Source organism: Rhodopseudomonas telluris, from assembly GCF_042432815.1.
In the GTDB taxonomy this organism is placed as follows: Bacteria; Pseudomonadota; Alphaproteobacteria; order Rhizobiales; family Xanthobacteraceae; genus Rhodopseudomonas; species Rhodopseudomonas telluris.
The window spans coordinates 734364-747624 of the sequence record NZ_JBHLWM010000001.1 but is presented as its reverse complement, the minus strand read 5'-3'; the positions used below and the strand labels follow the sequence as shown (position 1 = coordinate 747624).

Sequence of the window (13261 nt, the reverse complement as noted above, 5' to 3'; positions counted from 1 at the left end):
GCCAATCATGTGACGCGACTCTCCATGCGGAGGTGTTGATCGAGAATGAACTACGCACGGCTTCTCGCCGGCCCTGCCGGCCCGGACACACCGCCGACTCATCCATTGACGCACCACGAGATCCTCACTCTGGTGCAACCGTTCACGCGGCGCGATCTGCACGTCGATCTCGCTGCCAGCGATCGCATCAACAGGCGGCTCATTTTCAAGACGCTCGTCCACGACGAGGCCGACGCCGCCGGAATCGACGCCCACGAAATCCTGCAGCTCGACAATCCCCGCTCCGGCTTCAGCGTGCTGACGCGAACACTGACGCTCGACTGCGGTCTTGCGGCGACACTCGAAACGCAAGGCGAAGAGCCAGGCGCATTGCTGGCGCGGATCGAAACGATCCGGCCACATCAGCAATTCCGCTCCGTCGAAGGCACCACCGTGGCCCTGAGCTATCGTCTGACGCCGCGCACCGGCACCGACCTGGCCGACCCTGCGGCGGTCGATCGCGAACTGCTGCGCGGCGAGGCGCGAATCGCCGGTTTCACCATCGTGCTGCGCGCGCCGCTGGTCCGCGGCTATCCGGCCGAGATCGACATCACGCCGCAAGCCGCAGGCGTCAAGCTGCCGGAAGATCTGCTCGCGGTGATGGGCTGGGCGTGGTCGCCGCTGCGTAGCAGCAAGGCCGGCTGGAGCGGCAAACTCAAGGCACGCGGCAGCGGACCGGAGCTGAGCCGCGCGATCGAGGCGCGGTTCGAGCAGACCATTGCGCATCTCACCCGCACGCTGTCGCAGCCGCCGGCCGTCTATCACGCCACGCAGGCGCGGGCCCGCTGGGGCGTGGCGCTGCGCCGTGCGCTGCCGCTGCTGTTTTTCGCCAGCCTGATCGTCGGCGCCGCAGGGCTGACGCTGGTCGACATCCCGCAGGACTCGATCATCAATCTGCTGCTGATGGGCGCGCCGCCGCTGCTGATGATCGGCGCTTTCGGCATGCGCGACATCCCGTCGATGGAGATCCCGCCGCTGCCGCGCCGCATCGACCACGCCACCTGGCATCCACAGGGCGAGGCGGCGGGCTCGCAGACACTCGACGTTCAGCCGACCTAAGCGAGGACCCGATCGATGCACGGCAACCCGATGAACATCCCCCCGGTCTCGATCGCGGCCGCCAAGGCGGCGCTGATCGAGCAATATGCCGAGCCGACGCTGCGGCGCCGCGCCTCGATGCTGTGGGGGACGCGCGGGGTCGGCAAGTCCTCGGTGGTGCGCCAGGTCGCCGAGCACTACAAGGTGCCGGTGGTCGATCTGCGGCTCACCACGATCGAGCCGGTCGACATCCGCGGCGCGATCTATGCGGACGAGAATCTCGCCAAGACGGTGTGGTTTCCGCCGGAATTCCTGCCCTCGCCCGATCAGCCCGAGGGCCTGCTGTTTCTCGACGAACTGACCGCCGCCGATCAGCGCCTTCAGATCTCGGCCTATTCGCTGATCCTCGACCGCCGGGTCGGCAACTATCAACTGCCCGATGGCTGGCTGGTGGTCGCGGCCGGCAATGCCAGCTTCCACGGCGCGATCAGCCACGACATGGGTACCGCGCTCGCCGACCGGATGTTCCACTTCAACGTCCAGACTGCGATCGACGCTTTCCTCAGCCACGCGATGGCGCGGGAATTCGCGCCGGAAGTGATGGCGTATCTGAAGGTCCGCCCCGACAAGCTCGACGACACGCAGGCCCAACTCGCCGGCGACCACCTGATCGGCGCCAGCCCGCGCGGCTGGGAGGACATCTCCAACGTGCTGAAGTCCGGCCTGTCCGACTCCGCCAAGCGGCTGTTCGTGCAGGGCCGGATCGGCGCCGCCAATGCGGCGGAATTTTTCGGCGTGCTGCGCGAGATCAAGGCCGGCACCGATGTGCTCAGGCTGCTCGCCGCGAAGCCGGGGTCCGAGACCGCAGCGCTGCTGCCGAAGACGCTCGATGCGCTGTACGGCATGCTGTACGGCCTGCTGGCTGCGAGCACCGACAAGGACACGCTGGCGCGGGCGCTCGAAATCATCGAGCAACTGCCGGATATCCGCGGCGCGGTGCCGCTGCCAATCCGCGAGGCGCAGACGCTGGCGATGGAGCTTTTGATGCAACGCGCGCTGGAGAACGGCCTCGAAGCCGCGATCTTCGACAGCCCGGCCTACGCGCGCTACGGCGAACGCCGGCAATTGGAAGCGCAGGATGCCTGAAGCCGCGGCGCTCTACAGTCATCGCGGGACCCGCGCCATTCAGCGCATGGTGGAGTTCGCGCCATCGACCGGCGGCCTCGCGCTGTGGGTGCGCCATCAGGATCTGCCTGCCGACGGCAACGAGCCCGCGTGTCCCGCCGTCACCGACGGCACCACCGTGTATTACAGCCCCGCGTTCGACAGGCTGCCGATCGCCGAGCAGGCCGGGCTGGTCGCCCACGAGGTGCTGCACATCGCGCTGCGCCATCCGCAACGCTTCGTCGAATTGCAGCGGGTGATCGGCGACGTCGACCTCGAACTCTACACGATCTGCGCCGACGCCATCGTCAACTCGACGCTGGCGCATCTCAGCTGGCTGAAGCTGCCGGCCAAATCGGTGATGCTGGAGCAGCTGCTGGCCCAGGCGCTGAAGCGGGAGCAGCCACCCGAAGCCGCTCTGCTGGAATGGGACGTCGAGAAGCTCTACCGCGCGATCGACGATCGCGGCCAGACGACAAGTAACGGCAAGCAGAAATCGAAGGAAGACTCGCGTTCGGGCTCCGAGGCCGATGCGTCCGGCAGCGGCGGCCGTAACCCGTCTCAGGCCCAATCCAATTCAGAGAAAGAGAGCGCCGAGCAACGCGCCGACGGTTCGCGCTCCGCCAAGGTGCGCGAACTCGGCGCCGGCGGCGCGCGCGATCTCATCCCCAATGCCGAGTCGCAATCCGCGCCGGAGGCCGAGGCCGAACATGCGCGCGACTGGAGCGAACGCATCCTGCGGGGCCATGCCGGCGACGGCGCGTTCTCGATGCTACGCACGCTGATCGCCGATCTGCCGCGCACCCGCACGCCGTGGGCGCAGGTGCTGCGCGTGCAACTGGCGCGCGGGCTGGCGAAGAAGCCGTCGCTGACCTGGTCGCGGCCGGCGCGCTCCTACATCGCCAATCAGGGCCGCGCCGGAAACCACCGGATGCCGTTCGAACCGGGATTCTGCGCGACCAAAAACGAGCCCCGGCTGGCGCTGATCATCGACGTCTCCGGCTCGATCGACGATCGGCTGATCGAGCGTTTCGCCAACGAGATCGAGACCATCTTGCGGCGGCAGGAAGCGGGCCTGGTGCTGATTATCGGCGACGAGCGCGTTCGTCAGGTCGAATTCTTCGAACCCGGCCGCCGCTTCGTGCTAAGCGAAATCGAATTCTCCGGCGGCGGTGGCACCGATTTCACGCCACTGCTCGCCGAGGCCGATCGGCACAAGCCCGACATTGCCGTGGTGCTGACCGATCTCGAAGGCCCGGCGGATTTCAAGCCGCGCTGGCCGGTGATCTGGGCCGTGCCCGAAACACACGCGCAGGCGACGCAGCCGTTCGGCCGTTTGCTGACATTGAACTGATCGAGGACGGCGACGAAGACCGTCAGGAGCACGCCATGCTACAGGTGATCGGAATTCCGGATGCGTGCGACAATCTCGCGCCGATCCCGATGGAATGCGACGCGCCGTTTCTGCCCATCAAGGGCGAGCTGCCGCGCGAACTGAACGGCACGCTGTATCGCAACGGCGCCAACCCGCAATTCGCATCGAAGACCGCGCACTGGTTCTTCGGCGACGGCATGCTGCACGCCTTCAAACTGGAGAACGGCCGCGCCAGCTATCGCAACCGCTGGGTGCGGACGCCGAAATGGCTGGCCGAGCACGATGCCGGCCGCCCGCTCTACGGCGAATTCAACATGAAGCTGCCCGATGCGCCGCGCTCCGCGCCCGACGACGGCAACGTCGCCAACACCAACATCGTGTACCACGCCGGCAAGCTGCTGGCGCTTGAAGAAGCGCATCTGCCGATGGAAATCGAGCCGGGCACGCTGGCGACGCGCGGCTATCACGACTATGGCGGCGCGCTGAAGGGGCCGTTCACCGCGCATCCGAAGATCGATCCGGCGACCGGCGAGATGCTGTTCTTCGGCTACAACGCCGCCGGTCCACTGAAGCGCACGATGTCGTTCGGCGCCATCGACGCGGCGGGCCACGTCACGCGATTCGAATACTTCAAGGCGCCCTATGCGGCGATGGTGCACGACTTCATCGTTACCGAGAACTACGTGCTGTTTCCGATTTTGCCGCTGACCGGCAGCCTGTGGCGGGCGATGCGCGGCAAGCCGCCTTACGCCTGGGATCCGGGCAAAGGCGCCTATGTGGGCGTGATGAAGCGCTCCGGCTCGACGCGCGACATCCGCTGGTTTCGCGGCGACGCCTGCTTCGTCTTCCACGTCATGAATGCGTGGGAGGACGGCACGCGGATCGTCGCCGACGTGATGCAGTCGGAAGTCGCGCCGCTGTTTCCGCATCCGGACGGCCGCCGCACCGATCCGGACAAGGGCCGCGCCCGGCTGTGCCGCTGGACCTTCGATCTCGCCAGCAACACCAGCGGCTTCACGCGCAACTATCTCGACGAGATCAGCGGCGAATTTCCGCGGATCGACGAGCGCCGCGCCGGCCTGCCCAGCACACACGGCTGGTACGCCTGCGCCAGCCCGGAAACACCGATGCTCGGGATGCTGACCGGCCTCGTGCATGTCGACGGCCAAGGGACGCGACGCGCGCGCTATCTGCTGCCGGCCGGCGACACAATCGGCGAGCCGGTGTTCGTGCCGCGCACGCCGGATGCCGCGGAAGCCGATGGCTGGCTGCTGACCGTGATCTGGCGCGGCTGCGAGAACCGCAGCGATCTCGCGGTGTTCAACGCCGCCGATATCGCCGCCGGGCCGATCGCGCTGGTGCAACTCGGCCATCGCGTGCCGGATGGCTTTCACGGCAACTGGGTGGCGAGGTGATCGGCGCAGCGAGCGGATCGTTACGCACTGGCGCCGAACCGCAGGATGGTGAACTCGGTGTCGTCGTAGGCCCGACGCTCCAACTCGGTGAAGCCGTCAGGCGTCACGAAACCCGCATCCCTGGCTTCCTCGACGATCACCAGCGCGTCCGGCAGCAGCCAGCCGCCGTCGCGAAGTGAAGCCAGCGCCTTGTCGGCGAGCTGCATCCGATAGGGCGGATCGAGGAACACCACGCCGAACGGCTCGACCGGATGCGCGGGCCCGAGATTGGCGGCGTCGCGGCGATACACCTTGCTGACGCCGCCGAGCCCGAGCGCCTCGACATTGGCGCGCAGCAGTGCGCGCGCCTCGGCGCCGTTGTCGACGAACAGCACGAACTTGGCGCCGCGCGACGACGCCTCGATGCCGAGCGCGCCGGTGCCGGCGAACAGATCGAGCACCCGCGCGTCGCTGATCGGATCCTCGTAGGCATGCATCAGGATGTTGAACAGCGACTCGCGCAGCCGATCCGCCGTCGGCCGAATCTCGCGCGACGACGGCGCCACCAGATTGCGCCCCCGCAACCGCCCGCCAATCACACGCATGGAATGTCTCGCGTGTCGAAGGGGCGCCCGCTTACTTCATCGTCGTCATGGCCGGGCTTGACCCGGCCATCCACGACCAAACGCACGACCGTGTCTCGCGGCGTGGATCGCCGGGTCAAGCCCGGCGATGACGGCAGGTTTTGAGGTTGCGCCACCACGACGACAACTACTCCTCGCGCGGCGCCAGGTCGCGCTTGCCGTGGTAGCGGCGGGCGGGGCCGCGCGACGGGTCGCGGCGCTCGCCGGTGCCGGTGCGCTCGACCTTGATCTTGCGGCCCTTGCGATCCTCGACCGCGCCGCGCTTCGTCGGCGGCTTCTTCTTCGGCGCCGGCGCAGCTTCCTCGCCTGCGGCGACCACGCGGGCCGGCCGCTTCGGCTTGATCTCGCTCGGCGACGGGCCGGCGAAATCGCAGCCGGCGAGCTCGACGATCTTTTCGCCGAGCTGCTCGCGCAGCACCCGCGTCTTCACTTCCTCGACTTCGCCTTCGCCGAGTTCGAGCAGCTGGAACGGGCCGTAGGAGACGCGGATCAGCCGGTTCACCTCGAGGCCGAGATGCGCCAGCACGTTGCGGACCTCGCGGTTCTTGCCCTCGCGGATCGCGAACACCAGCCAGACATTGGCGCCCTGGTCGCGTTCGAGCCTGGCGTCGATCTCGCCGTATTTGACCCCGTCGACCTCGATGCCGTTCTTGAGTTCGTCGAGCTGCGCCTGGGTGACTTCGCCATGGGCGCGGACGCGGTAGCGGCGCAGCCAGCCGGTTTCGGGTAGTTCCAGCGCGCGCGCCAGTCCGCCGTCATTGGTGAGCAGCAGCAGGCCCTCGGTGTTGAAGTCGAGCCGCCCGATCGAGATCAGCCGCGGCAGATCTTCGGGCAGATGATCGAACACCGTCGGCCGGCCTTCTGGATCGGCATGCGTCGTCATCAGCCCGCGCGGCTTGTGATACAGGAACAGCCGCGTCCGCTCGCGCTCCGGCAACGGCTTGCCGTCGATGGTGATGACGTCGGACGGCGTCACGTCGAGCGCCGGACTATCGATCACCTTGCCGTTGACGGCGACGCGGCCTTCGGTGATCCAAGCCTCGGCATCGCGGCGCGAGCACAGCCCGGCGCGGGCCACGACCTTGGCGATGCGGTCGCCGGGCTTGGCCGACGCCTTGGCGGCGCGGCGGTCGGGCTTGCCGCGTCCGGCCTTCTTGTCGAACTTGCCGCGCTCGCCGGCCGGCCGCTCGCGATAGGCGCCGCGGCCGCCGAATGCCGGCCGCTTGGCGAACACCTTGCTGTCGTCTTCGTTGTCGCGGCGCGGCCGCTCGAAGCCGCGGCCTTCGCTGCGCGGACGATCTGACGAACGCCCTTCGCCGCGCGGATGCTCGTGCCAGTCGCCGCTGCGCTCGCGGCGTTCGAAGGCCGGCCGTTCGTCGCGGCCGAACCGCGGTCGCTCGCCGCCACGCTCCTCGCGCGGACGATCGAACCGCGGCTTGTCGAAGCCGCCTTTGCGCTCACCGCGCTCGCTACGTTCACCGGGCGCGCTATCGCGCTTCTGCCAAGGCTTGTCGCTGCCGCGATCTACGCCGCGCTCCGGACGGTCGCCAAAACTCTTGCGCGGCCCGCGATCCGGTGCGCCGCGGCCGAACTTCTTGTCGCCACCGTCGCGCGGCGCGGTGGGACGCTTGTCGCCGTCTTCGCGGCGCTGATACGGTCGCTTCTCACCGCCGTCGCGCGGCTTGCGATCGCCGAACGGCTTATCGCCAAACTTCTTGTCGCCGAACTTTTTCTCGCCGAAGCGGCCGGCCGGACGCGCATCGTCGCGGTCGCGGCGCGGGGCGCGGTCGTCGCGCTTGAAGGGACGGTCGCCGCCGCGGTCGTCGCGCGGCGGGCGCGGCGTATAGGCCCGCTTCTCGCCGCCTTCGCGCGGGCCGAACGATCGCTTCTCGCCGAACTCCTTGCGCGGGCCGCGCTCGGCGCGGTCGCCGCTGCGGGCCGGGCGCTCGTCGCGGTTGAAGCGCGGGCGCGGCGTGTCGCCCTCGGCGCGGCGCGGCCGATCGGCAAAATCGCGACGCGGCGCGGTGCCGTCGCGCTTGAACGGGCGGTCGCCGCCGCGATCGTCGCGCGGCGGGCGCGGCGGGCGCGGCGTGTAGGCGCGTTTCTCGCCGCCCTCGCGCGGACCGAACGAGCGCTTGGCCTCGCCGTCGAACGGTTTCTTCGCATAAGGACGATCGCCGCGCGCCTCGCCGCCACCCTCGGCGCGCTTGGCGAATTTTTTCTCGGGGCCGCGCGCGGCGCCCGAACGGCCTTTGCCGCCGGCGCCCTTGGCGCCGAAGCCACCTTTCCCGCCGAAACCACCCTTGCCGCCACCGCTCCTGCCGCCGCCCGCAGCCTTGCCGCCGCCGGGCCGATCGCGGCGGCCGCGCGCTGAAGCGTTGTTTTTGTCGGTGTCGCGGGGCATGAGTGGTCTTTCTTCAGGGATCCGTCGGGATCGGCAATGGGGCTCAGGCAGGAAACGGGCTCGCGCCAGGGTCGCTCGCGCTCTCATCGAAGGCGCTCGGGTCCCGCAAAACCGGTATCCACTGTTGCTGAATGGGCTCTCCTAGCAGAGTTTTCGCGGCGAGACGAGCCATGACGACACACTCTTTCATGGATTTGGCGCTGCAGGCGGCGCAAATGGCCGCCGACGCTGGCGAAGTCCCGGTCGGCTGCGTCATCGTCCGCGCCGGCACGGTGATCGCCACCGCCGCCAACCGCACTTTGACCGACCGCGACCCGACCGCCCACGCCGAACTGCTGGCGATCCGCGAAGCCGCCCGACAGCTCGGCAGCGAGCGGCTGACCGATTGCGACCTCTACGTCACGCTCGAGCCGTGCACGATGTGCGCCGGCGCAATTTCCTTCGCGCGGATCCGGCGACTGTATTTCGGCGCGTTCGATCCGAAAGGCGGCGCGGTCGAGAGCGGCGTCCGCTTCTTCAACCAGCCGACCTGCCACCACGCCCCGGAAATCTACTCCGGCGTCGGCGAACGCGAAGCCGCGGCGATGCTGCGGGCGTTCTTCAAGGTGCGGCGATGAAGCCTGTGCCCCGGACGCTGCGCAGCGCCCCGGGACACAGTTCGATGTCATTGCCGGGCTTGACCCGGCAATCCATCCTGTTCGCAACAATCGTCCTCCTAGCGCGCTCCGCGCGCGATGGATCCGCGGGTCAAGCCCGCGATGACGGCTGTCGGTGGAGCGAATTCGTTGCCTCTCCGAGATCTCCGATTCAACTATCAAACAGCCACGCGCATTCCTCCTCGCGGCTCCGCTGAGCCCGAGTTGTGCACCCGTCGCTGTCACAGCGAGGGGTGGGGGCGCGCCGGTCGGCGCGGGTTGGTGGTGGTTCTCGCGAGGGCTTGCGTCCTCGCGCAACGCCTTCCGGCGCGCCCACCGCGGCGCTTTCTGTCTTCGGGCCCGTGCTTCCGCGGGCAGGCAAGGGTAATGAAACCCCACGGATCCGGCGGATTACGCCGCCTTCGCCTGCCCCCGTCCAGCGAACTAACAAGTCGCAGAGCCTCGTAGTAGGCCCGGACGGGTCCCCGACGCCTCCCGGACGTGTGCTTGCGAGGCACAGCGCGCAGGACGCCGCGTCCACCCGACTGCGCTGACCAGTGTCAGCTTCGCCGGGCCATCGTTCCGGACCGGTTGCCCGGCCCGCCGATCTGTCCCGCTTGTACGACGCCTCGCGAAGCGCCCCTCACGGACAGGACGACAGGGACTATAGTCATAATAGGAATTTTGTCAAGCGCCGTAGCCCGGATGGAGCGCAGCGTAATCCGGGGCCGCGCCGGCTTTGTAACTTGCCGCCGGACACGTCACCCGCGGCCCCTCGATTACGCTGCGCTTCATCGAGGCTACGGGTACGGCGCCCCGGAATGACGAAGTGAAGGGATGTGACGCGGCTTCGACGCGTCGCAAGCTGACGACGCTACAGATCGCCTGCTACTCACGGCGTTCCTACAACCACTTCTTCCACTTGAAGAACATATACGGCAGCACGGCGGCCATCAGCATCATGCCGAGCGCCATGGTGTAGCCGTGGGCCCATTCGAGTTCGGGCATGAACTTGAAGTTCATGCCGTAGACCGAGGCGATCAAAGTGGGGGGCATCAGAACGACGGCCATCACCGAGAACAGCTTGATGATGTTGTTCTGCTCGAGATTGACGACGCCCAGCATGGCGTCGAGCACGAAGGTGATCTTGTTCGACAGATAGCTGGCGTGGTCGGTCAGCGAGATCACGTCGCGCTGCATGGTCTTGAGCTGGGTGCGGCTGTCCTTCGGCCATTTCAGGCCCTCGCCCTCGACGGTGAGGAAAGCGACAAGGCGGCCGATCGACACCAGACTCTCGCGGACCTTGGAGACCAAGTCGCCCTTGCGGCCGATCGCGATCAGGATGTCGGAATAGCGCTTGGGGTGGCCGGTGCGGGCGGCGCCCTCCGGCTCGAAGATCTCGCGGCTGACGTCGTCGACCTCCGAGCCGGCGCGCTCGAGAATGTCGGCGCAGCGGTCGATCACGGCGTCGAGCAGTTCGAGCAGCACGGTCTCGCCGGTGGCGCCGAAGGACGGCGTGCGGGCCAGCCGGTTCTCAACCACCGGGAACGGCCGCGGCTCGTCGTAACGCACCGTCACCAGCCGGCGGCCGGCGAGAATGAAGGTGACCGGCGACAGCCGCGGCGACGTGGTGTCGGCGCCGCACATCAGGCTGGCCGTCATGTAGCGGGCGCCGTTCTCGATATAGAGACGGCTGGAGATCTCGATCTCCTGCATGTCCTCCCGGGTCGGCACCGCGATGCCGGCCAGCTTCTCGACCGCGCGATCCTCGTCGGCCGTCGGCCGCTCGAGATCGATCCAGACCGAGTCTTCCGGCAGGGCATTCAGATCGATGGGCTCGGCGCGCTTGAGAGCGGAGTCGGTGGGAGCGAAGAGCGCGAGCATGAGGACTCCGGTGCTGGCGGGGAGTGACGGCGGAGGTGGCACTGGAGTGCCGTAACTGCGCCGGGGTGGCAAGCTCCGCCCGCGCCCGTCATGATGGTTTTCATCGGCATGGCAAAGACGCGGGACAGATGCGGCGGGTCCGCAACAGCGGGTGCCGCGAAGTTCATCATCTACTGCCGTTCTGCGGCAGAAATGCAACAACGCTGCGCCACCGTACGGAACCCCTCGCACTAATGCTGGTAAAGCGGCCGCTTTCAGCGATACTAAAGCCTAGGAATCGTCGCTGAAACGCGGCCCTCGTCCGGCGCGGCTGACGCGCAATGCTGATCAGGCGCGCAGCTTGGGGCGCGCTACTCTGAAATGGAACGATAATGGCGTCTCTTGGAAAGAAGCTGGGGCTGCTCGTCGGCGCGGGCCTGCTGTTGTCCGGCTGTATGCAGGCCACGACCTATCAGGAGACCTCGGCGGCGGCGCTGAAGCCGCGCGACAAGGAGCTGCTGTCCAAGGTCTCCTATGTGAAGACGCCGGTGCCTGAAGCGTTCCGCCGCGCCATCGTCGACTATCACCGCAAGGAAGCGCCCGGCTCGATCGTGGTCGATTCCGACAACCACTACCTGTATTACGTGCAGGAAGGCGGCAAGGCGATCCGTTACGGCATCACCGTCGGCGAAGAAGCGATGGCCTGGTCGGGCATCGCCAAGGTCGGCGCCATGACCGAGTGGCCGGCCTGGCATCCCACCCCCAGCGAAATCTCCCGCCTCGGCGTGCCGAAGTTCGTTGCCCCCGGCCCGGACAATCCGATGGGCTCGCGCGCGATCTACCTGTACTCGGGCGGCAAGGACACGCTGTTCCGCATCCACGGCACCAACCAGCCGGAATATATCGGCGCCTCGATCTCCTCGGGCTGCATCCGCATGACCAACGAGGACGTCATCGACCTGTACAACCGCGTCAAGATGGGCGCGATCGTCGTGGTGCTGGAGCCGAAGCACGGCGACTCGCCGTACAACTCCAAGATGGCGCTGCAGGGCGGTTCGTCGTCCTGGCAGTAAGCCTTCGGACAGAAGTTTAGGCCGCGCACAGCGCAGCCGTTCAGTTGAAAAGCGCCGGCTGGTCCGGCGCTTTTCTATTGTCGGAAGCGCCCACCTCGCGCCGCAGCGCGCTCCCTCACGCACTGCGCGCTCCCTCTCCCGCTTGCGGGAGAGGGTTGGGGTGAGGACGACCCGGGCAGTGAGTCCGCGTTTCGTGGAGAGCCCTGCCCTCACCCGTCCCGGCTTCGCTGCGCTCCGCCGGGCCAACCTCTCCCGCAGGCGGGAGAGGTTGCGCTGTGCCTCTGGTCCGGCGCTTCTCTCTGTTATCGCAAGCGCTATTCTCACGCACTGCGCGCCCCCTCTCCCGCTTGCGGGAGAGGGCTGGGGTGAGGGCGACCCGGGCAGTGAGTCCGCGTTTCGTGGAGAGCCCTGCCCTCCCCCGTCCCGGCTTCGCTGCGCTTCGCCGGGGCCGACCTCTCCCGCCGGCGGGAGAGGTTGCGCTGAGCTCGCGGCTCGTCTGATCGAAACCTCGCGTCAACGCTGAGCACGCCGGGCAACGGGGGCCTACCGTCGTTCGGATGGCCGATCGTCCCGTGGCTTCCTCAGCTTGGCCTTCGCCTTCTTAGTGGCTACCGGCGGCGATGCCGGCTGGGCGGCTTGCTCGGCCTGCTCAGGCTGAGCCTGCTCCGGCTCCGCCTGCCCTGGCTGAGCCGGCTCCGGCTCGCGGCTGCGCTCGCGCTCCGGCGGGCGGTCGGCGGCGACTTCACGCGGCGGTGCTTCGTCCGGGCGCGGCGCCGGGAACAGCGGCGCGATCTGCGGCAGCGGCTCCCATACGTCCCACTGGCACATCCGGTAATCCCTGCGCCGCTGCGCGAGGTCCAGATGGATGTGGTCCTCGTGATAACCGTCGGAGCCGGGGCCGAGCACGGTGGAGAAGCGGTCGCACACCGACTGGCGCACGCTTTCGCGGATCGCGCGCGGGCTGGCGCGATCGGTCAGCGACACCATCCGGCCGCTGGTGAGCTTGAGGCCGCGAATGTCGATCGCGTTCGCCTTGCCGTGCTCGCTGAGCTTGGCACCGCGCACCCGGTTGCGGCCGCGGCACTCGTAGGAATCGAAATTATCGAGGGCCGCGAGCCGCGATTCCAGCGACGTTGCCAGCGGCGCCACGTCGGTGCGGACCCACTCGGCGAGCTCCGCCGCCATCGGGCAGCGCAGGATCGCAGCCGGCGTCACCGCGACGCGGTTGCCGTCCGGCAGCACGATCGCTTCCAGCCGCACCAGATCGGTGCCGCCGCAACCGCCGGGATCGTTGATATCCGCAATGCTCGGCGCGATGGCGATCTGCTCGGTCAGCGCCAGCCGGCACGCGCTCGGCGGCTTGGGCTGCGGCTTCGCGGCCTCGGCCTGCGCAGGCGCAGACTGCTGCGCTGGTTCGCCGGCCGGCTCGGCGGAGTCCGGCCGCTGCTCGGCGCCCGCGGCTGCGCGATCCTCGACCGGCTGTGGCGCCGCGGCCGGACGCGGCTTCGGCAGAGGAATCCGGTCCCGTGCCTGCGCGGTCGGCGAGCCGAGCGCCACCAGCGCGATCAGCATCGCCCGTGCCGGCGCTTTGCCGCGGAACAGATTGCGACAGAACAGTTTTCCGCGAGCCGC

The 13261-nt window shown here is 68.2% G+C and carries 10 protein-coding genes; 6 read left to right on the top strand and 4 right to left on the bottom strand.

Annotated elements, in window-relative coordinates; genetic code table 11:
• Positions 1–45: 45 nt before the first annotated feature.
• The 4 genes from ACFFJ6_RS03420 to ACFFJ6_RS03405 are packed head-to-tail and all read left to right on the top strand — an operon-like array spanning position 46 to position 5031.
• Positions 46–1098, top strand: a complete 1053-nt coding sequence (locus ACFFJ6_RS03420; RefSeq protein ID WP_378384372.1) for a hypothetical protein — start codon at positions 46–48, stop codon at positions 1096–1098.
• A 15-nt stretch (positions 1099–1113) separates the two neighbouring features.
• Positions 1114–2223: an AAA family ATPase gene (locus ACFFJ6_RS03415; RefSeq protein ID WP_378384370.1), complete on the top strand. Its 1110-nt coding sequence runs from the start codon at positions 1114–1116 to the stop codon at positions 2221–2223.
• The gene (locus ACFFJ6_RS03410; RefSeq protein WP_378384368.1) at positions 2216–3595 is read left to right on the top strand and encodes a vWA domain-containing protein; all 1380 of its coding nucleotides are present in this window, start codon (positions 2216–2218) and stop codon (positions 3593–3595) included. The genes ACFFJ6_RS03415 and ACFFJ6_RS03410 overlap by 8 nt, the downstream gene beginning before the upstream one ends.
• Before the next feature lie 35 nt (positions 3596–3630).
• Entirely contained in the window at positions 3631–5031 is a 1401-nt protein-coding gene (locus ACFFJ6_RS03405) for a carotenoid oxygenase family protein (RefSeq protein WP_378384366.1), read from the top strand.
• A gap of 20 nt (positions 5032–5051) precedes the next feature.
• Here the strand turns inward: ACFFJ6_RS03405 and rsmD are convergent, their stop codons facing one another.
• Positions 5052–5615: a 16S rRNA (guanine(966)-N(2))-methyltransferase RsmD gene (gene rsmD, locus ACFFJ6_RS03400; RefSeq protein ID WP_378384364.1), complete on the bottom strand. Its 564-nt coding sequence runs from the start codon at positions 5613–5615 to the stop codon at positions 5052–5054.
• A 166-nt stretch (positions 5616–5781) separates the two neighbouring features.
• Positions 5782–8058: a pseudouridine synthase gene (locus ACFFJ6_RS03395; protein WP_378384362.1), complete on the bottom strand. Its 2277-nt coding sequence runs from the start codon at positions 8056–8058 to the stop codon at positions 5782–5784.
• Positions 8059–8228: 170 nt separating this feature from the next.
• Here ACFFJ6_RS03395 and ACFFJ6_RS03390 point away from each other — a divergent pair, with 170 nt between their 5' ends.
• Positions 8229–8675, top strand: a complete 447-nt coding sequence (locus ACFFJ6_RS03390) for a nucleoside deaminase (protein ID WP_378384360.1) — start codon at positions 8229–8231, stop codon at positions 8673–8675.
• Between the two features lie 921 nt (positions 8676–9596).
• Here ACFFJ6_RS03390 and ACFFJ6_RS03385 read toward each other — a convergent pair.
• Positions 9597–10577 (bottom strand): magnesium transporter CorA family protein, encoded by a 981-nt coding sequence (locus tag ACFFJ6_RS03385; protein ID WP_378384358.1) that lies wholly within the window; start codon positions 10575–10577, stop codon positions 9597–9599.
• Between the two features lie 371 nt (positions 10578–10948).
• Here ACFFJ6_RS03385 and ACFFJ6_RS03380 point away from each other — a divergent pair, with 371 nt between their 5' ends.
• Positions 10949–11629, top strand: a complete 681-nt coding sequence (locus ACFFJ6_RS03380) for a L,D-transpeptidase (protein ID WP_378384356.1) — start codon at positions 10949–10951, stop codon at positions 11627–11629.
• 543 nt (positions 11630–12172) lie between these two features.
• Here ACFFJ6_RS03380 and ACFFJ6_RS03375 read toward each other — a convergent pair.
• Positions 12173–13201 carry an extensin family protein gene (locus tag ACFFJ6_RS03375; RefSeq protein WP_378384354.1) on the bottom strand — a complete coding sequence of 343 codons (1029 nt, stop codon included), beginning with the start codon at positions 13199–13201 and terminating at the stop codon, positions 12173–12175.
• Positions 13202–13261 lie beyond the last annotated feature (60 nt).